This window comes from Streptomyces sp. NPDC048504, assembly GCF_043200035.1.
Taxonomy (GTDB): Bacteria; Actinomycetota; Actinomycetes; order Streptomycetales; family Streptomycetaceae; genus Streptomyces.
The window spans coordinates 1-21,746 of the sequence record NZ_JBICXA010000021.1; the positions used below are offsets into that span (position 1 = coordinate 1).

A 21,746-nucleotide genomic window follows, 5' to 3' on the forward strand; every position below is an offset into this window, starting at 1 on the left:
CACTGTCTCCAGCACCGCAAGCTGTTCGACGAACAGACCGCCTTCCCCACCGAGCTTGCTGCCGCAGCTTGACGCGTTGGCATCGTGAGGTGTCTGCCGTTGTGCCGCGGTGCCGACAGGCTCTTCAGCAACGGCCTAACTCACGGTCCACACCTGGGCCGCTGCCGGGTGTGCGTCGTCGCAACTCCATTGCATGAGCTGGCTGCCGGTACTGCTGACCGTGTCGAGGCCCAGATTGGTGCCCACGTGCCTGAATTTCGCGCCGACCCTCTGGTCGACGATCGCGGCGGTTTCGACCCACTGTTCCGACGCCAGTCCGTCGCCGCAGTATTCGTCGGCTGCCTCTCCTGGAACGCTGGTGCCGTTGTCGGCTTCGGCGCAGTACCCACTCGCCTGATTCACCAGGTAGTAGGTGTCCACCGCACCGGTCGACACCTACGCCCAGTTCTGGGTGCTGGAACCGTTGCAGTTGGCCGCCAGCTGGAGTCTGACGTTGAGTACCCCGCCGGGCGCGTCCGCACATTGGGCGTAGGCCATGTTCTTTGATCGTGTGATAGCTGCTCGCAGCCGCTGCGGCCGTAATGCGGGCGGTATGCCCGCCGTAGAGTCCGTGGTCGGCGTGGCGGCGCTTGCCCCCGTCGCCAACGTGACCATGCCCGCGCAACTCACGAACGTCGCTGCCAGGACCGTGATCCTGTTTCGGATCCTCATCGTCGTGACTCCTCTGACTTGTCGACCGGAAATCCGATATCGCCTTGTTCGTGGACAGCGTGTTCCGCCGAAAGCACGGCGTCGCCCAGTTTTCCGCTCGGCGGACCGGCCACTGCTCAAGCGGGCTGATTCGCCACGTACGAGCTGTGCCGTGCTGCCAGACCGACGGGCCCAGGCGTTTGCGGTGCACCGGCTGAACCTCCGGCACGGGCGTTGCGTATCCATTCCGCGAGGGACAGCCCCGGTTCCCGCCACGGGACGGAAGGAAAGCACCGTGCCCACACCGCCCGCCTCCGACTCACCGGACGACCGCACCGCGCTGGAGCCCATCCTAGTGGTGCGCCCGCGCAGCACCGACGCGCTGGCCCAACTCCTCGACGAGATACGCCAGGACAAGGACTACCGCACCCACGCAACCGAGGCCGTACCCGTCCCGCACACCCCGACCGGCGGCGATACAGAGGAACTCCCGCCCGTCCCCGGCGGCATGACGGTGGATGTCCTCGTACCCGACGACGGCGTCCGGGCGCCGCGCTCCGCAGAACGCCCGCGCCTGGGGCCCGGACGGCGCCGGGCGGCCGTGGTGATCGCGGTCGCCGCCGCGGCCGTCGCCGGCTTCGGCTGCTCCCTCCTGATCCCCAGCCCTACCGAGGCCACCCCGGCCGAACCCCCGGCAAGCGCCTCGGATGCCCCGACGTCGGCCGCCCCGAGCGCCGCCGGGGCATCCGATGTCCTGACCAACCCCGGCTTCGAGTCGGGCAACGTCTCGCCGTGGAACTGCGCAGGCAACCCGGGTTCAATCGTCGCCTCGCCTGTCCACACGGGCTCCAAAGCCCTTCAGGGGAGGGTGAGTTCGAGCGACACCGCGCAGTGCGACCAGACCGTCGCGGTTCGGCCGAACACCACCTACTCACTCAGCGGCTGGGTCCGCGGCTCCTACGTCTACCTGGGCGTGAACGGCGGCACCTCCACCTGGACCAATTCCCCCTCCGCCTACCGCCCGCTGACCGTCTCGTTCACCACAGGCGCGTCCCAGACCAGCGCGACCATCTATGTGCACGGCTGGTACGCACAGGGCACGTACTACGCCGACGACATCACCCTGAAGGGGCCCGGTGGCGGCAGTCATACCTAAAGGTGTTGCACAAGGCCAGGCGACGGCCCGGAGTTCGGTACGCCTGGACTCCGTGTCTCGTGAAGCGTTCGCGAACGTTCTCGATCAAGGCCAGGTCGGGCACCGGGTTGTCGCACAGCGGGAAGGGGATGCCGAGGGCTTCGTATTTCGCGGCGCCGAGTTTGTGGAAGGGGGCAGCACGTCGACCCGCTCGACCGCGCCGAGTCCCGCCACGAACCCGGCCAGGGCGTCCACGGACTCCAGGTCGTCGGTCCAGCCGGGGACCAGGACGTACCGGATCCACATGGGGATGCCGAGGCGGTCGAGTCGGGTGGCGAAGTTGAGGGTGGGGGCGAGTTCGCCGCCGGTGAGTTTCCGGTAGGTGTTGGCGTCGAAGGACTTGATGTCCAGGAGCACCAGGTCGGTGTCGGCGAGGGGTTCGTCGGTGGCGCGGGCGCCGAGGAAACCTGAGGTGTCGAAGCCCGCGAGGGTGCCCAGGATGTAGATGACGGCGCAGGCGAGGGTGCTGTCGACGGTGGCGCGGGACGTTGCGGCCCGGCCCGCGGACTCGTCCGGCGACCACCGAGGCTGCCTCCAGGCCGATGCAGCTGAACAGCGCGATCGGCGCGGCGGCCGGGATCGCGCCCATCGCCGACTGGCCGCTGGCGGTGAACGGACCGAAGTTGTGCGGGTCGATGAACAGCAGGCCGATGGTGGCCATGAAGAGCAGCGGGATGAACTTCAGTACGGTGGTGAACACCTGGAAGGCGCCCATGTTCCGCACGCAGGTGAGGTTGATCGCCGCAGGTATTCAGAGCCCGATCAGCGCGATGCCGATCGAAATCGCCGTCTTGTGGCCGGTGTTGACGAACACCTCGACATAGCCGACCCAGGCGACCACGATCGCGGCGTTCCCCGCCCAGGCGGTGATCCACTACAACCAGGCGTTGAGGAATCCGGCGAACTCACCAAAGGCCTGGCCCGTACAGCGCGAGGGCCGAGTGCTGCCCTGGGAACCGCCCCTTCACTGCTACTCGGGGTCCTGGGCATGATGGTGCTCCTTGTGCGCGTGGCTACGGGCAATCGATCTGTGCCTGATCCTTCTCGGCGGCGGTGACCGTGGTCAGTGGCCGACCATCCCCACCCGGGGCCATTGGTCCCGGCCGTCAGGTCCCGAACGGCCCTCCGACGTGACGCGTGGAGGGGCCCCGGAATGCAGGACCGGTGTGCCGCTCACGCTGGGCCAGGCGTCAACTTCCGTACCGGTCGGGCCAGTTGTGGGCCATCAACAGGTCCCGTCGTGGCGTTGTTCGGTCGTCACGAGTCAGTCCCGAAGAGACTCCCCGGAAGCCGGAACCACCTGCGTACGGTCCCGGCACCGGGGCGGATCGGCACCGGTCCGCCGTAGCCGACGGAACACAAGGGGAGGCGCAATGGCGAATGTGGAAGTGTCGCTGAAGGAAATGACGGCCGGGATCGAGGGGGCGTTGGGGGCCGCGGTCGTCGACTACACCAGCGGGATGGCACTGGGCACGCTGGGCGGCAGCAAGACCCTGGACCTGACGGTCGCCGCCGCCGGGAACACCGATGTGATCCGGTCCAAGGTGCGCACCATGGAGCAGCTGGGCCTCAAGGGCCAGATCGAGGACATCCTGATCACGCTGGACAGCCAGTACCACCTGATCCGCCTGATCACCGGCCGCAACGGCAACGGCCTGTTCCTGTACCTCGTGCTCGACAAGGGCCGCTCGAACCTGGCCATGGCCCGCCACCAGCTCAAGCGCGTGGAGGAGGCGATCGAGATCTAGCCCGGCCTGACGTGCAGGGACCACGCCTGCCCTTGATGTGAAGACTTCTTCAACTCATCACATCAGCATGGTCACAAGGTGCGCTCGCGCAGGGCCAGGGGCGTGAAGGATCGGCTTCCGAGGGCGGCCTGTGGTGTGACGCCGCCCTCGGAAGCCGCCACGTCCCGCGAGCCGCATTCCCACCCACCCGGCAAGGAGCGAGCATCCATGCAGGTCCCCCTCTACCAGGTCAAGGCGGACTTCTTCCGCATGCTCGGGCACCCCGTACGCATCAGGGTGCTGGAACTCCTCCAGCACGGGCCGGTGTCCGTACGGGACCTGCTCGCCGACATCGAGATCGAGCCGTCCAGCCTGTCGCAGCAGCTGGCCGTCCTGCGCCGCTCCGGCATCGTCGTGTCCATGCGGGAGGGTTCCACGGTCCGCTACGCGCTCGCCGGCGGAGACGTCGCCGAACTCCTGCGCGCCGCGCGCCGTATCCTCACCGAACTCCTCACCGGCCAGAACCAGATCCTCGCCGAACTCCAGCAGGCGGACACCCCGGAGCAGCCGCTGCCCACATCTCGGTGACGTCCGCGACGCCGTTCGCGACGTCAGCGCGCGCAAGGCCACGGAAGAGGTTCCGCGAGGCCCTCAGCCGGGATGCCGAACGCCGATCGGCTTTACGAACCCGTTGCGAACCCGAAAGGTTCCACGGGACCCCGCATCCGTACTCCTGTACGTGCGGTTTCCGAACCGGACAGGAGACATGGTGCTCGTTTCACGCAAGGCGGCGGGAACGCTCTTCGTGGGTGGTGCGCTCAGCCTCACCCTCGGGTCGCTTCTCTACCCCGCCATGCTCGGAGTCCAGAAGGTCAGCGGCGCGCCCGAGCGGGTCATCGCCACCCCGGCGACCGGACCGCTGACGGAAGCCGACCGGGATTTCGTGGTCGAGGTGCGCTCCGCCGGGCTGTGGGAGTACTCCGTCGGTCAGATGGCATTGCGGAAGGGCACGACGAAAGCCGTCAGGATCGCAGGGGAGCACCTGATCGACGGGCGTGCCTCGTTGGACGCCTCCTGTCGCAGAGTTGCCGGCCGGCTGGTCATCACCCTGCCCAATCGGCCGTCGCCTCAACAGCAGGGCTTCGTGGCCACGTTGAACGCGGACAGCGGCAAGCGATTCGACGCCGACATGGCCACCCTCGTGCGTGCGGCGGACGGCCAGGTCCTCCCCACGATCGCGAGCGTCCGCACCACCACAAGGAATTCACTGGTCCGCGCTCTGGCCGACCAGGCCAACGACACGGACCTGGACGACCTCACGGTCGTCGAGAAGACCGGCCTGGTCGACTTCGCCCAGGTTCTCGTCCAGGAGACCACCGCGCCCACGCTCCCGGCCCAGGACATCACCCCGCCGCCCCCGGTCGCGACCCAGCCGCACGTCGTTCTCACTCCGCCGGCGAACAGCACGCTCTCGCCGAGTCCGTCGGCAGCGGAGCGCCGCTGAACCGGATCTCTCCGGGCGGCGGCTCCATCGCCTCACGGCGCCGGATCACGGACGGCCGACGATGGACGACGAACCTCCCCGTACAGACCTTGGGCCATCGGCCGGTGGGCAGGGACCTCCGGCCCCTGCCCCGATCTCGTACTGGACCTGCGCGCCCTGTCGTTCATCGACTGTGCCGGACTGGGTGTGCCGTGCAGGGCACGGAACCGGACGGCCGCCCGGGGCGGACGGCTCCGAATCGTCACCGGCAAGACGGGCTTCCTGCGGATCCTGCGCCACGCCCAGCTCGGCGGCGTCTGCGAGATCCACGCACGGCAGTCGAACGCCCTGGCCGCCTGGCCGGAGTCCGGCGCCGCCTCCGCCACAGCGGGCTGAACGGGCCGTCCGGGTCCGGGACGCGGTGCCGATGGGGCACCTGACAGCCCCTGTTCGGCCCAAGCGACGTCATGTTCCCGACTGACACCTTCGGCATGGCAACCACGACGAGGAGGTGCGGAACCATGGGCAGGATCAGGCCTATGAAGAAGCGGCTGCGGCAATTGCGGAGCAACCCGTTGCGCCGGCCCGACGACATCGTCGAGGCTGGATCGTCCTGGTCGTGTGGGCGATCATCGCGGTGGGCGGCGCACTCGCCGGCCTGGTGACGTTCCCCGCCGCCGACGAGGTGTTCAGCGCGCAGCGCACCGAGCGGCACTCCGTGCAGGCGGTACTCCTCACGGACACCCCGTCCCTCGCCAAGGGGGTCGGATCCCGCGACCTGGTCGAGGCGAAGGTCCGCTGCACGACCGCCGACGGCGCCCGCCGTACGGACAGCGCGCTGGTGGAGACGGGGCAGAAGGCCGGATCCAAGGTCGTGGTCTGGCTGGACTCCGCAGGCAACTCCACCATCGAACCGCCGAGTTCGAAGGAGGCGGGTCCCGCATCCGCCGTCCTGGGCCTCACCGCCGCGCACGCCCTTCGCCGGACTGGCATTCGGCACCGGAGCAGTCGCACGGTACTCCTGGGGCACGGAGTGGGACCTGGTGGGGCCGAGTTGGGTCCGCAAGATCAGCTGACGCCCGGCACGCGGCACAGTAGAACCATGCCTCTCCGGCAGCGACCCTCTCCTCCTCGGCTACCGTGCGCCGGGTACAAGGAGGAGTGAGCGATGAGCACGGACAGAGACCCGGCGGGCACGGGCGGGATGAAGCGGCGTCTGGGCCTGTCCGACGCCGTGGTGATCGGTCTGGGGTCGATGATCGGAGCCGGGATCTTCGCGGCCCTCGGCCCGGCGGCCGACGCCGCCGGTTCGGGGCTGCTGCTCGCTCTGGCCCTGGCCGCCGTCGTGGCCTACTGCAACGCGACGTCCTCGGCGCGGCTGGCCGCCCTCTATCCCCGGTCCGGCGGCACCTACGTCTACGGCCGCGAACGCCTGGGCGACTTCTGGGGCTACCTGGCCGGCTGGGCGTTCGTCGTCGGCAAGACGGCCTCCTGCGCGGCCATGGCCCTCACCGTCGGCGCCTATCTCTGGCCCGGCCAGATCCACGTGGTGGCCGTGGCCGCCGTAGTGGCGCTGACCGCGGTGAACTACACCGGGGTACAGAAGTCCGTCCTGCTCACCCGCGTCATCGTCGCGGTCGTCCTGGCCGTGCTCGCCGCCGTCATCGTCACGTCGCTGGCCTCCGCCCACGCGGACACCGCACGGCTGGACATCGGCCCGGACACCAGCGTCGCCGGGCTGCTCCAGGCCGCGGGCCTGCTCTTCTTCGCCTTCGCCGGCTACGCCCGTATCGCGACCCTCGGCGAGGAGGTCCGCGACCCCGCCCGTACGATCCCGCGCGCCATCCCGATCGCGCTCGGGATCACCCTCGCCGTCTACGCCCTCGTCGCCGTCGCCGCCCTGGCGCTGCTGGGCCCGCGCGGGCTGGCGGACGCCACCGCCCCGCTGTCGGAGGCGGTGCGCGCCGCGGGCGCCGACTGGCTGGTGCCGGTCGTCCGTGTCGGCGGCGCCGTCGCCGCGCTCGGCTCACTGCTCGCGCTGATCCTCGGGGTCTCCCGCACCACCCTCGCGATGGCCCGGGACCGGCACCTGCCGCACGCCCTGGCCGCCGTCCACCCCCGTTTCGGTGTTCCCCACCGCGCCGAACTCGCGGTCGGCACGGTGGTCACCGTCCTCGCCGCGACCACGGACGTGCGCGGCACCATCGGCTTCTCCTCCTTCGGCGTCCTGGCCTACTACGCCATCGCCAATGCCTCCGCCTGGACCCTCACGGTGGAAGAAGGCCGACCGAGCCGCCTCGTCCCCGTCACCGGCCTGGCCGGCTGCGCGACCCTCGCCTTCGCCCTGCCCACGAGCACCGTCATCTCCGGCGCCGCGGTTCTCGCCCTCGGGGCCGCCCTGTACGGCCTACGAAAGGTCACGACAGCAACGAGCGGTGGCCAATAGGCGTGGTCCCGTGACGTGCGATTCAGGCGTTCATCCTTCGTCGTAGCAGAGGCAGAAGGGGTGGCCGGCGGGGTCGAAGAGCACTCGGACGTTCGCCTGCGGCTGGGACTCCGCGAGCGTGGCGCCCAGGGCCACCGCCTCGGCGACCGCCGAGTCCAGGTCGCCCACCTGGAAGTCGAAGTGCATCATCGGGCGCTGCTCCCCGTCGGCCGGAGGCCAGACCGGGGCCCGATAGTCGTCCGCGTGCTGAAATGCGAAGAAGGGCCCTTGCGGTGAGGCGGCGACAATGGCCGTTCCCGGCTCCTCGTGTCCGATGTGCCAGCCAAGCAGTTCGGCGTAGAACCTCGCCAGGCGGCTGGGGTCCGGCGCCTCGATCGCTGTTCCCCACCACATGCCGTCAGTTCGAGATTCCATTCCCGCAGCCTGCCGTACGCCCCCCTGTTTGTCGCGCGTGAGGCGTGAGCCGACAGCGGTGGTTTCATGGCGCTCGGCCAGAGTGCCGCTGCTTGTGAACTGACGACCCCCAGGGCGCGTTGGCCGGGGGTGACCGGACGGCATAGGACGGCGGCCGGCTCCAGCAGGGCGAGTTCCGCGGGGGCCACCTTGGCCTCGGCCGTAGCGCTCCCGGGCAGTTCGGCGTTGGTGCACGACGCGGCGGAGCCCCCCCGAGGTCGATCTGCGGCGTCGGCACCCGCGGGTCCGCGGACCCTGCGGACGTCCACCGGGAGGTGACGCGCATGTGGTTCTCAGTCAGGATGCCGGTCCTGTCGGTACAGATCACCGTCGTCGAGCCGAGCGTCTCCACGGCGCTGAGGCGCTTGACGACGGCGCCGGGACTGGACACCTTGCCCGCCGACGGCACCGCCGCCCCTGTCATCGCTTTGGGGGCATCACGCCGGGTGCCGGTCCGGAAGCGCCCGGCCCGCACGGCGGCCCTCGTCCTGTCAGCCGCCGTTCTGCGTGGCCGTCTTGGAGTAGTTGTCCTGCCAGGCGGCCTTGGCGCCCGAGTCACCGATCCGGTAGACGTCCACCACGGCGCCGACCGCGACAGCGAGGGAAAGAACCACGACCACGCCCCGAACCAGTACCGAGGGCGACCACGAAGCACTCGCCATGCCTTCCTCGGCGGGTGCCGAGCGGCGGGCCGTCCACCAGACGACGGCCGAGATCACGAAGAGGCCGAGAGCCCACGGCAGCAGGCCGTCGCCGAGTTCGGCATGCTTGCGCACCAACGGGTCGCTGCCGACGTGCTGTTCCAGCCACTCCCCCGCGTGGGTGGCCACCGGCACGCTGGCCAACGTCACGAGCGCGAGTATCGGGAGCAGCAGTCCGAGCCGCCGGGCACCTGCCGGCCAGGCCGCGCACACCACGAGTGCCAGGGCGCTCAGGGGTACGAGCACGATGACGAAGTGCACGAACAGGACGTGCGCGGGCAGTCCGTTGACGACAGTGAGGCTCATGAGGGCTTTCTCCACGGGTGGTTGGCCGGACGGCGGACGCTGCGGAAGCCTCGGCACCTTTTCACAGAGACTTCTCAGTTACCTCTGAGCCTCATCCGAATCACGCTCCCCGTGCCCCCCACGGGGAGCCGCTTCACGAAGCGAGTGAGAAGCAGCTCTCCTCCTCGCTGAAGTGCGGGCGGAGAACGGCATGGAGCCACACCGGGCGTGTCGTCGCGTCAGCACGCCGAATCAGTGCACCGCTCACCTTCGAAGACCTCGGAAAGCGGGCCTGTCTCCGCCGCGGCGAGCGAGTGCGGGACGAACGACCTACGCGGTCACCCGCCCCGCACACTCGCCGCCGGAGGGGCTGGGCGGTCAGCTGCCGACGAGCATCTGCCAGGTCTGCGGTCCGACCTGGCCGTCCACACCCAGGCCGTGCGCGGACTGGAAAGCCCGGGCGGCGCTGTTGGTGCCGGAGCCGAAACTGCCGTCGACAGCAAGGCCGTAGCCGAACTTGTTCAGCTCCACCTGGGCGGCCCGGACGGCGTCGCCACTGGAGCCCGACTGGACCTGGACGATCAGCGCCGACCAGGTCTGCGGGCCGATCTCGCCGTCGACGCCGAGACCGTGCGCGGACTGGAAGCTCTTGGCCGCGGCGAGAGTGGCCGACCCGAACTGGCCATCAGCGGTGATCGAGGCACCGTGGTAGCGGAGCAGGTACTGCGCGGCCAGCACATTGTTCCCGGTGTCGCCGTCGATGACGTTCGGCCAGGGCGGCGCGACGGTGCCGCCGCCCGTGGCGCCGTTCCCGGTGCCCACGAGCATCTGCCAGGTCTGCGGTCCGACCTGGCCGTCCACACCCAGGCCGTGCGCGGACTGGAAAGCCCGGGCGGCGCTGTTGGTGCCGGAGCCGAAGCTACCGTCGACGGTGAGGCCGTAGCCGAACCGGTTCAGCTCCACCTGGGCGGCCCGGACAGCGTCACCACTGGAGCCCGACTGGACCTGGACGATCAGCGCCGACCACGTCTGCGGGCCGATCTGGCCGTCCACGCCGAGACCGTGCGCGGACTGGAAGCTCTTGGCCGCGGCGAGAGTGGCCGACCCGAACTCGCCGTCGGCGGTGATCGAGGCACCGTGGTAGCGCAGCAGGTACTGTGCCGCCTGCACGCTGGGCCCCGTCATGCCGTCGGTGATGTTCGGCCAGGACGGCAGGATGACACCGGTACCGCCGCCGCCCGTGCCGCCCCACTGGCCGAAGTCGGCGGCCATCGCCTGGTCGAGGTCCGCGTCGTGCCCGGCGACGGCGATGCCGTTCTGGACCTGTCTCAACTGCGCGCGGCTGTCCCAGTTCCCGCCGGACCACGCGTACGTCTGCCAGCCCCAGGCTATCTTCCCGTTGTCGAAGAGCTCCTGGATCACGTGGTAGCCGCCGTACGCACCGGTCCGGGACCGGCCCATCACCGAGGCGATGCCGTCGAAGTAGGAGTTGAGCGCGGAGTACATCGAGGGCTGAAGGTCGAAGTCGACGCTGAAGTAGATCGGCCGCGACGACGGCATCCCGTTGGCCAGCGCTTGCCGCTGCGCCTCGGTGGCATGCCCGGCTCCCTGGGCGTAGGGGTCGGAGGGGACGCCGCTCTGCCAGTCCTGCAGCCCGTCGGACTCCCAGTTGGAGACGATGCCCAGATCCGCGGCGGTCAGGGCCTGAGCCTCGGACTGGGTGAGGACCTTCGGGTTCGGCAGCCAGCTGAGGTAACGGCACACGAAGCCGTAGCCCGCCGCGGCCACCGAACCGGCGGTGAGCGACGCGTCGGAGTAGTCGATCCCGTAGCCGGTCGCCGAGGCCGCCTCGGAAGCCGCGGAAGACGACGGGGCGAATCCGATGCCAGCCGCGGTGGCCACCGCGGCGCCGCCGGCGAGGGTCAGCAACCTGCGTCGAGACAATTGACGGCTGTGGCCGAACAGGCTCATGACATGTTCCAATCCTTGACGTCTGGTTGCTGGTGAACAACGCGGGATCCGCTGGGCGATACGGCATGCGAGTCCTGCTGCCGGAGCCAGCTGTCCGGCGCTTGGGCGGTACCAGTCGGAAGCAGCGCTGCAGGTGATCTTTCGGTCCCGGTCCGGCCCGTGTCCACGGCGAGTCGGGATCTGGCGGGATTGCGGGACATCACCGGCGCTGACCTGCCGGGATCCGCAGCAGCGTGACGATCGAGCGGGACAGCTTCGGCGCCGCCGCCGAACAGGGCGGCTGCGTGTGTGCCGGCCCAGGTCTCGGTCGCGGTGAGCGCTGGTGCTGTGGAAGCAGCGCGAAGCCGCCCAGAGTTTTCCGGGGTCTTCACAGGTGAGTGGTGTGCTGGTTCGGCTTGCTGACGCGACGTCACGCTCGGTGCCGGTTCCAGCGGCTCGGCCCTTGACGCAAGGTGCCCGTCCACCTGCGTGATCATTTCTGTTCTCCGCGCAGAACGATCATGCGGGAGCCACGGGCCTGCTCAACGATACGACGGTGCCGCTCGGCCTCGACGGGGCGTCCATCGACCAGGTCGAGCGGCTGGCGGACGGGACGCACCGGGTCCACCTGGCCACGGCCGACGAGAGGGCCCGGGTGTTCCCCGTCCGCGGGGTGTTCGTCATCGGAGTGAAGGGCTCGGCGGTGGCCCGGCCCCGCGAACTGCCGTACGGCGAGGGCGGGTTGGAGTCGCGCCGGCACACGCACCACTGGTGGCGCCGGGAGCCCGGCCGCCCGCGCAGGTCCTGCTGACCGTCGTCCAGCTCATTACAGCCACCGAACGCGCCCGCACCCAGGTCCACACCGGCCTCGCGCAGTTGCGCCAGAACATCACCGCGAAGGGGCCCTGCCGCCGATCATCTGGGGCAGGACATGGGGCTAACGGATGCAGGACGGCGCGCGGGAGGCCCAGACCGGTTACGAGAGGGCGCTCGTCGAATCGGTGCACCACCGGGTCGCTCGCTTCATCGCCGGGATCCGGCTGGCGCACCGGAAGAAGACACGCGACGCCCCTGCAGCCGCACGGTCATGGCACCAATGGGTGCGGTCGAGTCCGCCCCGCGCCTCCTCGCCTGCCTGGAGCGACCCACCCGAGGAAAGCAACGGGCCGCGACCGCCCCGCAGTTGGCTCTCCGCCAGGTCGCGACCCGCCGCCCCATCACGAACCTGTCCCTGTCCCGCCATCCCGTCACGACCCTGGCCCTGCCCCGCCACCCCTCCGACACCAGTGACCTCGAACGGCTCCTCCTGGAACGGCCCCTGCCCGTCTCCGCCTACCAGACCTCCAAGGGCGAGGCCCGGAGAAATGGACCCGCCGACGCCATCCGCCACATCACCGCCAAGGGCGCGACATGGCGGGCACTGCCCGCCAACTTCGGCATCCCCTCACGCCCTACGCTCGGCTGCTTCGTCCGCTGGGCGAAGAACGGCGTCCTGCGCCACATCCAGCGGATGACGACCCTCGCCGGGGCCGCGCCCCGTATGCAGCTCACCTGGCAGACGGCCCGCCGCGGCCGGATCTGGACGGCCGCCGCTGGTGCCTCACCCGGCGCCGATCGGGCCGCACATCAGGTTGCCGGGTTCGGCGGGGTCGTCGCTGGTCCAGAACTGGGTCCACAGCGCGGCGAACTCAGGGCGGCTGAGGTAGCCGTCAGCGTCCTGGTCGAGCCGGTCGAAGGCACCGCCGGTCGCCACGGGCCGCCCGTGCCAGGTGTCGACGAGACGCTGGTGCTCGCCGCGCGAGATGCGCCCGTCGGCGTTCTCGTCGACCGCGTCGAAGATGGTGTCCGCCGTGGCGGTGACGGCCTCGGGGATGGTCGGCAGCAGGTCCACCATGGCGAGGAGGTCGTCCATGTCGATCCGGCCGTCCCGGTCCGTGTCCACGGTCTCCGACAGATGCTGCCACCAGCCCTTCAGTACGCCGTCCACGCGCGCGGCCAGTTCCGACCCCTCTCTCACGCGCGGCAGCCGGCCCCAGCGGTCAGCCAGGGCCACGAAGTCCGCCTCCTCCAGGTAGCCGTTGCCGTCCGCGTCGAACGCCTCAAACATGGCCTGGAGCTTGGTCCGCTGGAACTCGCTGGACATCACGTGTCTCCTCACTCGCAGTACTGAGGACATGCTGTCCGCGGCCGGCTGCCCCGCAACGGCGCTCGCGCTCACCGCGGCAGGTAAGCGGGCGCCCACGAGCCCGCCCGGTGCGCCGAGCGCCGGTTTGCCCGCACCGGACGGAGCAGCGATCCCCCCGCAACTGTCCACGCCCGCCGGTGGCCGCCGCCGATTCCGTACCCTGGCGGCATGCGCATGCGCCCCACCCTGAGCTGGACCCCCGCCGCGGCGGATCTGCTGCCGGGCACCACCGACCTGGAGCCGGTCGTCGACGCGCTGAGCGCCGGCGGTGTGCTCGTGCTCAGCGGGGCCGGCATCTCCACTGAGTCGGGCATCCCCGACTACCGGGGCGAGGGCGGGAGCCTGAGCCGGCACACCCCGATGACCTACCAGGACTTCACCGCGAGCGCGCACGCGCGGCGCCGGTACTGGGCTCGCAGCCACCTCGGCTGGCGCACCTTCGGGCGGGCCCGCCCCAACGCGGGACACCTGGCGGTGGCCGCCTTCGCCCGGGACGACCGCGTCTCGGGCGTGATCACCCAGAACGTCGACGGCCTGCACCAAGCCGCCGGCAGCAAGGGCGTCGTGGAGCTCCACGGCAGCCTGGACCGGGTCGTGTGCCTCTCCTGCCGCGCCCTCAGCCCGCGCCGCGAACTCGCCCGCCGCCTGGAGGCCGAGAACCCGGGCTTCGACCCGGTCGCCGCCGGGATCAACCCGGACGGTGACGCGGACCTCACCGACGCACAGGTCGGGGACTTCCGCGTCGTGCCGTGCGCAAGCTGCGGGGGCGTCCTCAAACCGGACGTGGTGTTCTTCGGCGAGGCGGTTCCGCCCCAGCGCGTCGAGCACTGCCGACAGCTGGTCCGCGAGTCGACCGCGTTGCTGGTCCTCGGCTCGTCGCTGACGGTGATGTCCGGGCTGCGGTTCGTCCGTCAGGCGTCGCAGGAGGGCAAGCCTGTGCTGATCGTCAACCGGGACCCCACCCGGGGCGACCCGCACGCCCGCACCCGGGTCGCGCTGCCGCTGGGAACGGCCCTGACGACCGTCGCCGACCGACTCGGCATCCCGGTCGGCGGGACGGCGGGCTGACGTCATCCGCTTCCGAAGGTGATCGGTCGGTTCGGGGCGGGTGGGCGTGAACTCCGGTCGGTGGCGCGAGAGATGGGCGTGATTCCTCCGCTCGTCCGGCTCGTGGAGTTGGCCGGTGGCGTCGATGCTCGGTCTACTGGAGGCCAGGGGGAAGAGGATCCGGGAGCAGATCGCGCGGTTGCGGGAGGAGGCCCAGCGGGTGCAGGCCGCGCTCGGTGCGTCCGAACGCCGGCTTCAGCGGTCGGTGGATGCCCGGGTGACAGTGCCCGAGGTGCCGGCCGCGCCGCCTTCGATGGTCACGGAGCCGACGGGAAGCGCGGTGCCGGGTTCGACGGTGCCCCGGCGCGAGACGGGCATAACGGCGGCAGCCCGCAAGCCGGACTGCCGGCGGATCTTGTCGGTGTTGGAATCCGAAGCGGGCCGGGTGGGCATGCGCTACCGGCAACTGGCCGTCGCCCTGGGACTGGAGGCTGTCCCGGCGAAGGCCGAGGGACTGCGGTCGAAGGCGAAACGCCTGGTGGAGCGAGGGCGGACACTCCAGTACTCCAGGTACGGCCGGGAGCGTCCACCACGCTCGCGGTGGCGGCCATCTGAAGCCGGCCGGTCGGCGTTCCTATCGGTCGGCGTCCGGCCGACGACCGCTCATGAGCACGGTCATCGACCACAGCGCCACGGTCTGTTCCTGTCCCCGCGGCCTCGACGCGGCCTCGATCAGGCCCCACGGAGCCAGGCAACCGCAGCCCGGGAGGGCCTCGCCGGCTCGCGAACAGGACTCGTACCCGCCCGCGGCGGATTCCCCTTCCGATGCGCGGGGGCTCCGCCGGGGCAAGGTCCGGGGCTGGCCGAGAGCCACGTCCGCCCGGCCCAATCTCGGAACGCGACGGGGAGCCGGGACAGCCTCCCCGGGATGGCCCGTACGACACCGGCATGGGCCGTACGACCCGGACGCGGAAGACGTTCGACTTCGCCGCGTCAGCGGGGCGGAACGCGGATCCCCCCACGACCGGGCGGCCCGTTCCGGTGTTGCCGTTGCCTATCGGGTTCACGCGTACGGCGCGCACCCGCGCCCCCGGCCGGCCTGACCGGCCTTACACCGAGAACTCGCGTATCACCGTGTTCCGGAACACCGCGCTGCCGCCGATCGTGAACAGGGCGAGCCGGGTGTCCAGCAGGTACGGGAACACCTGGCTGGTGTGCACGTAGCGGCCGTCGTCGACGAACATCTCCACCGACGTGCGGTCCACGAGGATGCGCAGCTTCACCGTGCCGACGGACGGGTCGAACGGTGTGTGGCTCTCCTGCCACTTGCCGGACGTGTCGGCGTTCATCGTGTTGCGTCGGTTGAGGAAGGCGTAGTCGGCGTAGATCCCGGCGTCGATGTGCCGACCACCGCTCGGCGAGCGCCTCAACTGGAGGCCCGCGCCGGTGAGTTGGGACCAGGTGAGCTCGGTCGTGACCTCGTAGGAGATACCAGTGTAGTCGAGCACCTTCGTGCCGTCCACGGTCACGTCGCCCAGGTTCACCGTGCGGGAGACATGCGCGTCGAGGCCGGCAACGGGCTGGGAGGCGAGGTAGTAGGTACCGTCGGACGCCTTCTTCAGGGTGACCTCGCGGACGATGGAGTCGGTGCCGTTGAAGCCGTCACAGTCGATGGTGGGGGTGGTGTCGGCGTAGTCCCAGGTGTTCACCCAGCCGATCGCGTACCGGGCGGCCGCGTCCACCGCGCCGCTCGCGTCCCGCTTCTCGAAGGTGACGCCGGCGTACCAGTCCCAACCGTGGTCGAGCCACTGCGGGTCACTCGTGTCAGCGGTGAACGCGCTGCCGTCGAAGGAACCCGTCCAGTAGGCGTACGTGTTGGGCAGCCCCGAGCTCTTCCCGTTGGCGCTCGCGCCGAGCACCCATTTCACGGTGCCGTCCCCGGCGGTGATGCGGAACAGGTCGGGGCACTCCAGGACGCCGATGCCGTCGTGGACGAAACCGTTCACGTACGTCCAGGACTTGAGGTCGTCGGAGTGGTAGAAGCCGATCTTGTCGTTCTCGGCGAGGGCCATCACCCAGCGGCCCCGGTCCTCGTCGCGGATCACCTTGGGGTCGCGGAAGTCGGCGACGCCGGGGTTGGGCAGGACGGGATCGGTCCCGTAGTTGGTGAAGGTGAGACCGCCGTCGGTCGAGTAGTACAGGAACTGCTCCTGGTGGTCGGTGCCGCCGCCGGGGGACATCGTGACGATGACGACCACCGCGCCCGCGCCGAATCCGGCCGTGTTGCCGGTGTCGACCACCACCGAACCCGACCAGAGATCGCCGTTGACCGTGGTGTCCTTCGGCACGGCGACCCCGCGGTCGGTGAAGGAGACCAGGTCCTTGGTGGTGGCCAGGCGCCACGCGGTGCCGACGACTCCGGTGAAGTAGTCGGCGTTGTAGAGGTAGTAGTAGTGGTACTCGCCGTCGATCCAGACGGGCCGCTGCGGGTCGTTCTTCCACTGGTCGGGGACCGTGAAGTGGTAGGCGGCACGGTAACTCGCCCCGCTCGCCGCGGACTTGGCGGCACCCTTGGCCTTGGGCTTCGGGGCGGCCGTGGCCGTTCCGGTGGGCAGCAGCGCGGCGGCGGTGCCCGCCGCCGATCCCGCGAACAGTGATCTCCTGGAAAGTCCCGACGTTCCGGGCATGACGCATCGTTCCTCTCGTGACGGCCCATGAGGGCCCGTGGCGGCTCGTCACACACGCGAGTGCGGCTCACAGTGCGGAGGGCGTGAAAAATCGGCTCCTGCGAACGAGGACTGTAGACCTAACTCGTTAAAGGTCAAGCGTTCCCGACCCTTGACAGTCCCGCCGCCCGCTTCCCATCATCTGGGTCATCACCCCTGAACTAACACGAGTTAGGCCCGTTCGATGACTGACTCGCACCTCCCCCGCCGCACACTGCTGCGGTACGGCGCGTACGGGGCCGGAGCAGCCGCTCTGGCCGGTACCGCCGCGAGCTGGGACCGGCTCACGGGAGCCGACATCCCCGGCCGTGACGACGGCTCCCTCGTCGTCGCCACCCTCGGCTCCGCCTTCGACCCGGCCACCGTCGACGCCCTCACCAAGGGCTTCCACCGGCTCCACCCGGACATCCCGCTGCGCGTGAACGCGGTGCAGGCCGTCGACTGGTCGGACTTCTTCGCGAAGATCCTCACCCAGATCGCCGCGGGCACCGCTCCCGACCTGGTGTACGTGGCCACCGAGGGCGTGCAGTTGTTCGCCCAGCGGCTCGGCGTGGCCCTGGACCGCTGGGTGCGGCGGGACGCGGCGGAGCTGCGTGAGTACTTCGCCGACGTCCACCCCTCGCTGGTCGAGTCGATGATGTACGAGGGCAACCTCTACCAGCTGCCCATGGAGTTCAACGCCGCCGACATGTACCTCAACAAGCAGGTGCTGAAGCGGGCGGGCGCGGAGTTCCCTGCGGCCGACTGGAGCCGCGACGACTTCACCGCGCTGCTGCGGCAGTTGAAGCGTCGCGGCGGCGCGCACTTCACGCCGTACTTCTGGACCAACCGGCTGTGGGGCGGCGTAGTGCCCTGGCTCTTCGCGAACGGCACGAACCTGCTGAAGGAGTCGAAGGCGCCCGGCGGCTCCTGGCTGTGGGACACCTTCTACCCGGCCGCCGACCGGCAGGGGCGCGGCGGGGGCTTCCGCTGGACGACCCCGCAGGCCACCGCCGGCCGGGTCGAGGAGGCGTACGACTATCTCGCCTCCCTCGTCCAGGAGGACCTGTGCACCCGGCCCGAGGGCGGCAACGGCAGCAACCTGGTCGGCGTGTTCTCCACCGGCCACGTCGGCGTCACACCGGCGGGCGGCTTCTGGGCGGGCGGCCTGCAGCTGGCCGGTATGCGAGCCGCCGACTACGACGTGCAGTACTTCCCGCGCTGGCGCACCCAGCGCCACCAGTTCGGCGCGGCGGGCTACGCGCTGCTGCGCACCTCGAAGAAGCAGGAAGCCGCCTGGGAGTTCATCAAGTACGCGGCCCGCAGGGACACCATGACCCGGCTGTTCAAGAGCAACCAGACCACCCCGGCCCGGCGTTCGATGCTGACCGCCGCCCGCTACGCCGCGAGCGGCCCGGCGCACTGGCAGGTCTTCTACGACACCCTCGACCGGTTTCCCGACACCGGCCCGATCCCCGCGCCGCCGCAGGTCGCCGAGGTGACCGACGTCCTGCTCAAGTACACCGGCACCGCGCTGGCCACGCCGCGTGCGGTGGGTCCCGCCCTGCGCCGGATGCAGGGCGACCTGGAGCAGGCCATGGAGCGTGAGGTATGACGAACATCCAGGTCCCGAACTCCCAGGTCCCGGCCGTACGTTCGCGGCCCGCCACGCCACCCGCCGCCGTGCGGCCGTCCGTCCGCGACCGCGGCGCCCGGCTGGTGGCCGCGCTGTTCCTGGCGCCCACGGTCGTCGGCATCGTCGTCTTCACGGTCGTGCCGATCATCGGGTCCGTCGTGCTGAGCCTGTTCCAGTGGAACGTGATCGACCCGCCCCACTTCGTCGGCGGCGCCAACTACCGCACGACCTTCACGGATTCGACCGTCCTGGTCTCCTTCCGCAACACGCTCCTCTTCATGGTCCTCGCGGTCGCGCTGCAACTGCTGATCGCGCTGTCGCTGGCGCTCGCCCTGAACGGGCGGATGCCGGTGTGGCTGCGGTCGGTGTTCCGTTCGGCGTTCTTCTTCCCCCTGGTGCTGTCCGCCGCGTCCATCTCGGTGGTGATGAAGTACCTGTTCAACCAGGACTTCGGGGTGGTGAACTGGCTGATCGGTCTGGTCGGCATCGCGCCCGTGCCCTGGCTGACCTCGGAGCACGCGGCGATGGCCACGGTGGTCCTGGTCTATGTCTGGCAGCAATTCGGTTTCTCGTTCCTGCTGTTCGTCGGCGGTCTGAACAACATCCCCAAGGAGATCCACGAGGCCGCCGCCCTCGACGGCGCGACCGGCCTGCGCAAGCACCTCGGCATCACGCTGCCGCTGCTGTCACCGACGCTGCTCGTCGCGACGGTGGTGGGCATCATCAACGCCCTGCAGGTCTTCGAACAGCCCTACGTCCTCACCGACGGCGGACCCGGCGACGCCACCCGCACCGTGGTGATGGTGATCTACGAGCGGGCCTTCGAGCAGCTCGACTTCGGCGAGGCGTCCGCGGTCGGCGTGCTGCTCTTCGTACTGATCATGGCGGTCACCGCCCTCCAGTTCCGGCTCAGCCGGCGTTTCGTCCACTACCAGTGAGCCGGTGAGCCGCATGAGCGCTATGAGCCAAGCAACCCCGACCCTGAAAGCAACCCCGACTCTGAGCCGCGTACGTTATTCACTCGCCCCCTGGGCCCGGATCGCCGCACTGGCCGTGTGCGCCCTGCTGACGCTGGGCCCGGTCATCTGGACCGTCGCCACCTCGCTGCGCACCCCGGCCCAGTCCTTCGACCTGCCCCCGCAGATCATCCCGACACACCCGACGACCGCGGCCTACCACGGGGTCTTCCAGCAGATCGACGTGTGGCTGCTCGCCCTGAACTCCACGCTGGTGACGGCACTGATCGCTGTCGGCCAGATGATCACGGCGGGCCTGGCCGGATACGCCTTCGCGCGCCTGGAGTTCCGGTTCAAGAAGCCGCTCTTCGGCCTGGTCCTGGCGACCATGATGGTGCCGTTGCAGGTCACCATCGTGCCGGTGTTCCTGGTGCTGAAGACGATGGGCCTCACCGACACGCTCCTCGGCCTGATCATCCCGGCCTTCCCGACCGCCTTCGGCACGTTCCTGATGCGCCAGTACTTCCTCGGTATGCCGAAGGATCTGGGCGAGGCGGCCATGCTGGACGGCGCGGGGACCTGGCGGATCTTCCGCTCGGTGTACGCGCCGCTGGCCACTCCCGGCCTGGCGATCGTCGGCGTGCTGGCCTTCAACTACCACTGGAACGAGTTCTTCCGCCCGCTGATCCTGGAGACCTCCAGCCAGAACTACACACTTCCGCTGGGTCTGGTCTCCCTTCAGGGCAACCTCGGCACCGGGTCCATCTCGGTGGTCCTGGCCGGGGTCGTGCTCTCGATGCTCCCCGCCGTCGCCGTGTTCGCCGTCGGCCAGCGCCCTCTCCGCGAGGGCATCACCTCCGCAGGAGTCAACCGTTGAGCAATGACCCCAACGCGCCGCGTTTCAGGGTCCGTCCGCCCGTCGGCTGGATCAACGACCCCAATGGGCCGTTCCGTTGGCGGGACCGCTACCACCTCTTCTACCAGCACAACCCCGACGCACCGGTGCACGCGAACGTCCACTGGGGCCATGCCTCCAGCGCCGACCTCGCGCACTGGGAGCACCACCCGATCGCGCTCGCCCCGACGCCCGGCGGCCCCGACGAGGCCGGCTGCTGGTCGGGCTGCGTGACCGACGACGCCGGCACACCGACCGCCGTGTACACGGGAGTTGACCACGCCCACGCCGGACTCGGCACCATCTGCCTGGCGCGGGCGGCGGACCCGGACGACGAGCTGCTGACCGAGTGGAAGCCGCTGCCGACGCCGGTGGTGGCAGGACCGCCACCGGGACTCGACGTGGTGATGTTCCGCGACCCGTTCGTCTTCCGTCACGCGGACAGGCGCTGGGCCCTCGTCGGGGCCGGGCACGCCGACGGCACGCCGTCGGTCCTCCTCTACGACTGCGACGACCTGGCCGACTGGCGGTTCGCCGGTGTGCTGCTGGACGGCAGGGACCCGGTGGCCGCGGGCGTGTTCGGCGACAAGTCGGTGGGCTGGGAGTGCCCGCACCTGTACCGGACAGCGGGCGGCGATCACGTACTCCTGGTGTCCCTGTGGGACGGGGATCCCTGCTCCACGGGATATCTGACGGGCCGTCTGCAAGCCAATGTCCAGGGTGAGTTGAGGTTTGTTCCGCGCGCCGGCGGCCGACTCGACCAGGGGCGGGACTTCTACGCTCCCGCCGTCCTCCAGGAGCCGGACCGCGCACTGCTGTGGGGCTGGTCGTGGGAGTCCCGCCCGCAAGAGGAGGCGCAACGGGCCGGATGGGCGGGCGTACTCACCGCGCCACGGGTCGTCGACGTCCACCCCGACGGTTCACTACGGGTGAGTCCGGCCCCGGAGCTCGAACTGCTGCGCCCGGCCGAGCCGTTCGTCACCGCGCCTGGCCGGGTTCCGCTTCCAGACGCCTACGACCTGACGGTCACCGCACGCGAACCGACCACGGTGAGCCTGCTCCGGGACGCGGCGGGCCGGGAGCTCACCATCCGGGCGGACCCTGCCTCGGGGACCGTCGTCCTCGACCGCGGCGCCTGGCCCCGGACCGGCAGGGAAGGCTCCGCCCCGATCACCGTGCACGTCCCGAAGGCGCCGGAACTCACGCTCCGGCTGCTCGTCGACGGCTCGCTCCTCGAACTCTTCGTCGCGGACCGGGCCATGGTCACCGAGCGCGTCTACCGGCACCCCGACGACATCGCGGAGCTACTCGTCGACGGGCCGGGTGCACGGGTCACCGGGTGGGCGCCGGACCCCGGGAGACGCGGTTGACCGTGGGCCGGGGCAGGCGCGG

At 70.1% G+C, this 21,746-nt stretch carries 19 protein-coding genes and 3 pseudogenes; 13 read left to right on the forward strand and 9 right to left on the reverse strand.

Annotated elements, in window-relative coordinates; all coding sequences use genetic code 11:
* Nucleotides 1-135: 135 nt before the first annotated feature.
* On the reverse strand, nt 136-420 hold the full coding sequence (locus ACGFY9_RS40335; RefSeq protein ID WP_393762783.1) for an RICIN domain-containing protein: 285 nt from the start codon (nt 418-420) through the stop codon (nt 136-138).
* Between the two features lie 778 nt (nt 421-1,198).
* Here ACGFY9_RS40335 and ACGFY9_RS40340 point away from each other — a divergent pair.
* Nucleotides 1,199-1,834: pseudogene (locus tag ACGFY9_RS40340) on the forward strand (carbohydrate binding domain-containing protein); the annotation flags it as partial.
* A gap of 49 nt (nt 1,835-1,883) precedes the next feature.
* On the opposite strand, the pseudogene ACGFY9_RS40345 reads toward ACGFY9_RS40340, so the two are convergent.
* Both ACGFY9_RS40345 and ACGFY9_RS40350 read right to left on the reverse strand, forming a co-directional pair.
* Nucleotides 1,884-2,305 (reverse strand): annotated as a pseudogene (locus tag ACGFY9_RS40345) (pyruvate formate-lyase 1-activating enzyme); the annotation flags it as partial.
* Between the two features lie 118 nt (nt 2,306-2,423).
* Nucleotides 2,424-2,600 (reverse strand): annotated as a pseudogene (locus ACGFY9_RS40350) (amino acid permease); the annotation flags it as partial.
* A gap of 658 nt (nt 2,601-3,258) precedes the next feature.
* Here ACGFY9_RS40350 and ACGFY9_RS40355 point away from each other — a divergent pair.
* From ACGFY9_RS40355 to ACGFY9_RS40380, 6 genes are all read left to right on the forward strand, one after another.
* Nucleotides 3,259-3,633: a hypothetical protein gene (locus ACGFY9_RS40355; RefSeq protein WP_393762785.1), complete on the forward strand. Its 375-nt coding sequence runs from the start codon at nt 3,259-3,261 to the stop codon at nt 3,631-3,633.
* A 207-nt stretch (nt 3,634-3,840) separates the two neighbouring features.
* Complete coding sequence (locus ACGFY9_RS40360; RefSeq protein WP_262064139.1) at nt 3,841-4,200, forward strand: helix-turn-helix transcriptional regulator; 360 nt, start codon at nt 3,841-3,843, stop codon at nt 4,198-4,200.
* 178 nt (nt 4,201-4,378) lie between these two features.
* Nucleotides 4,379-5,116 carry a DUF4142 domain-containing protein gene (locus ACGFY9_RS40365; RefSeq protein ID WP_393762787.1) on the forward strand — a complete coding sequence of 246 codons (738 nt, stop codon included), beginning with the start codon at nt 4,379-4,381 and terminating at the stop codon, nt 5,114-5,116.
* A 186-nt stretch (nt 5,117-5,302) separates the two neighbouring features.
* Nucleotides 5,303-5,491 carry a hypothetical protein gene (locus tag ACGFY9_RS40370; protein ID WP_393762789.1) on the forward strand — a complete coding sequence of 63 codons (189 nt, stop codon included), beginning with the start codon at nt 5,303-5,305 and terminating at the stop codon, nt 5,489-5,491.
* Between the two features lie 223 nt (nt 5,492-5,714).
* A complete protein-coding gene (locus ACGFY9_RS40375; protein WP_393762791.1) occupies nt 5,715-6,260 on the forward strand; it encodes a hypothetical protein in 546 nt (181 codons plus the stop codon).
* A 3-nt stretch (nt 6,261-6,263) separates the two neighbouring features.
* Entirely contained in the window at nt 6,264-7,541 is a 1,278-nt protein-coding gene (locus ACGFY9_RS40380) for an APC family permease (RefSeq protein WP_393762793.1), read from the forward strand.
* 30 nt (nt 7,542-7,571) lie between these two features.
* On the opposite strand, the gene ACGFY9_RS40385 is transcribed toward ACGFY9_RS40380, so the two are convergent.
* From ACGFY9_RS40385 to ACGFY9_RS40395, 3 genes are all read right to left on the reverse strand, one after another.
* Entirely contained in the window at nt 7,572-7,955 is a 384-nt protein-coding gene (locus ACGFY9_RS40385; RefSeq protein ID WP_393762795.1) for a VOC family protein, read from the reverse strand.
* Between the two features lie 530 nt (nt 7,956-8,485).
* Nucleotides 8,486-9,001, reverse strand: coding sequence for a DUF2231 domain-containing protein (locus ACGFY9_RS40390; RefSeq protein ID WP_393762797.1), 516 nt, complete (start codon nt 8,999-9,001; stop codon nt 8,486-8,488).
* Nucleotides 9,002-9,358: 357 nt separating this feature from the next.
* Nucleotides 9,359-10,951: a peptidoglycan-binding protein gene (locus tag ACGFY9_RS40395; protein WP_393762799.1), complete on the reverse strand. Its 1,593-nt coding sequence runs from the start codon at nt 10,949-10,951 to the stop codon at nt 9,359-9,361.
* 535 nt (nt 10,952-11,486) lie between these two features.
* On the opposite strand from ACGFY9_RS40395, the gene ACGFY9_RS40400 reads away from it, so the two are divergent.
* Nucleotides 11,487-11,741 carry a hypothetical protein gene (locus tag ACGFY9_RS40400; RefSeq protein WP_393762801.1) on the forward strand — a complete coding sequence of 85 codons (255 nt, stop codon included), beginning with the start codon at nt 11,487-11,489 and terminating at the stop codon, nt 11,739-11,741.
* 789 nt (nt 11,742-12,530) lie between these two features.
* On the opposite strand, the gene ACGFY9_RS40405 is transcribed toward ACGFY9_RS40400, so the two are convergent.
* A complete protein-coding gene (locus tag ACGFY9_RS40405) occupies nt 12,531-13,073 on the reverse strand; it encodes an EF-hand domain-containing protein (protein ID WP_393762803.1) in 543 nt (180 codons plus the stop codon).
* Between the two features lie 210 nt (nt 13,074-13,283).
* On the opposite strand from ACGFY9_RS40405, the gene ACGFY9_RS40410 reads away from it, so the two are divergent.
* Nucleotides 13,284-14,183, forward strand: coding sequence for an NAD-dependent protein deacetylase (locus tag ACGFY9_RS40410; protein ID WP_393762805.1), 900 nt, complete (start codon nt 13,284-13,286; stop codon nt 14,181-14,183).
* Nucleotides 14,184-14,417: 234 nt separating this feature from the next.
* Here the strand turns inward: ACGFY9_RS40410 and ACGFY9_RS40415 are convergent, their stop codons facing one another.
* Nucleotides 14,418-14,615: a hypothetical protein gene (locus tag ACGFY9_RS40415; protein ID WP_393762807.1), complete on the reverse strand. Its 198-nt coding sequence runs from the start codon at nt 14,613-14,615 to the stop codon at nt 14,418-14,420.
* 656 nt (nt 14,616-15,271) lie between these two features.
* Nucleotides 15,272-16,849, reverse strand: a complete 1,578-nt coding sequence (locus tag ACGFY9_RS40420) for a glycoside hydrolase family 32 protein (RefSeq protein ID WP_393762809.1) — start codon at nt 16,847-16,849, stop codon at nt 15,272-15,274.
* Between the two features lie 223 nt (nt 16,850-17,072).
* Between ACGFY9_RS40420 and ACGFY9_RS40425 the strand changes: the two genes are divergently transcribed.
* Genes ACGFY9_RS40425 through ACGFY9_RS40440 form a run of 4 tightly spaced genes read left to right on the forward strand, consistent with a single transcriptional unit; the run spans nt 17,073 to nt 21,724 of the window.
* On the forward strand, nt 17,073-18,482 hold the full coding sequence (locus tag ACGFY9_RS40425; protein WP_393762811.1) for an extracellular solute-binding protein: 1,410 nt from the start codon (nt 17,073-17,075) through the stop codon (nt 18,480-18,482).
* A complete protein-coding gene (locus ACGFY9_RS40430; RefSeq protein WP_393762813.1) occupies nt 18,479-19,441 on the forward strand; it encodes a carbohydrate ABC transporter permease in 963 nt (320 codons plus the stop codon). The genes ACGFY9_RS40425 and ACGFY9_RS40430 overlap by 4 nt, the downstream gene beginning before the upstream one ends.
* A gap of 22 nt (nt 19,442-19,463) precedes the next feature.
* Nucleotides 19,464-20,336, forward strand: a complete 873-nt coding sequence (locus tag ACGFY9_RS40435; RefSeq protein WP_393762815.1) for a carbohydrate ABC transporter permease — start codon at nt 19,464-19,466, stop codon at nt 20,334-20,336.
* Nucleotides 20,333-21,724, forward strand: coding sequence for a glycoside hydrolase family 32 protein (locus ACGFY9_RS40440; RefSeq protein WP_393762817.1), 1,392 nt, complete (start codon nt 20,333-20,335; stop codon nt 21,722-21,724). The genes ACGFY9_RS40435 and ACGFY9_RS40440 overlap by 4 nt, the downstream gene beginning before the upstream one ends.
* The last annotated feature ends 22 nt before the right edge of the window (nt 21,725-21,746 follow it).

Excerpts from the sequence above, each read along its gene's own strand:
- ACGFY9_RS40430 (WP_393762813.1), top strand. The coding sequence starts at position 18,479 with ATGACGAACATCCAGGTCCCGAACTCCCAGGTCCCGGCCGTACGTTCG.
- ACGFY9_RS40395 (WP_393762799.1), bottom strand. The coding sequence starts at position 10,951 with ATGAGCCTGTTCGGCCACAGCCGTCAATTGTCTCGACGCAGGTTGCTG.
- ACGFY9_RS40380 (WP_393762793.1), top strand. The coding sequence starts at position 6,264 with ATGAGCACGGACAGAGACCCGGCGGGCACGGGCGGGATGAAGCGGCGT.
- ACGFY9_RS40385 (WP_393762795.1), bottom strand. The coding sequence starts at position 7,955 with ATGGAATCTCGAACTGACGGCATGTGGTGGGGAACAGCGATCGAGGCG.
- ACGFY9_RS40420 (WP_393762809.1), bottom strand. The coding sequence starts at position 16,849 with ATGCCCGGAACGTCGGGACTTTCCAGGAGATCACTGTTCGCGGGATCG.
- ACGFY9_RS40405 (WP_393762803.1), bottom strand. The coding sequence starts at position 13,073 with ATGTCCAGCGAGTTCCAGCGGACCAAGCTCCAGGCCATGTTTGAGGCG.
- ACGFY9_RS40410 (WP_393762805.1), top strand. The coding sequence starts at position 13,284 with ATGCGCATGCGCCCCACCCTGAGCTGGACCCCCGCCGCGGCGGATCTG.
- ACGFY9_RS40435 (WP_393762815.1), top strand. The coding sequence starts at position 19,464 with ATGAGCCAAGCAACCCCGACCCTGAAAGCAACCCCGACTCTGAGCCGC.
- ACGFY9_RS40390 (WP_393762797.1), bottom strand. The coding sequence starts at position 9,001 with ATGAGCCTCACTGTCGTCAACGGACTGCCCGCGCACGTCCTGTTCGTG.
- ACGFY9_RS40425 (WP_393762811.1), top strand. The coding sequence starts at position 17,073 with ATGACTGACTCGCACCTCCCCCGCCGCACACTGCTGCGGTACGGCGCG.
- ACGFY9_RS40360 (WP_262064139.1), top strand. The coding sequence starts at position 3,841 with ATGCAGGTCCCCCTCTACCAGGTCAAGGCGGACTTCTTCCGCATGCTC.
- ACGFY9_RS40355 (WP_393762785.1), top strand. The coding sequence starts at position 3,259 with ATGGCGAATGTGGAAGTGTCGCTGAAGGAAATGACGGCCGGGATCGAG.
- ACGFY9_RS40365 (WP_393762787.1), top strand. The coding sequence starts at position 4,379 with ATGGTGCTCGTTTCACGCAAGGCGGCGGGAACGCTCTTCGTGGGTGGT.
- ACGFY9_RS40415 (WP_393762807.1), bottom strand. The coding sequence starts at position 14,615 with ATGCCCACCCGGCCCGCTTCGGATTCCAACACCGACAAGATCCGCCGG.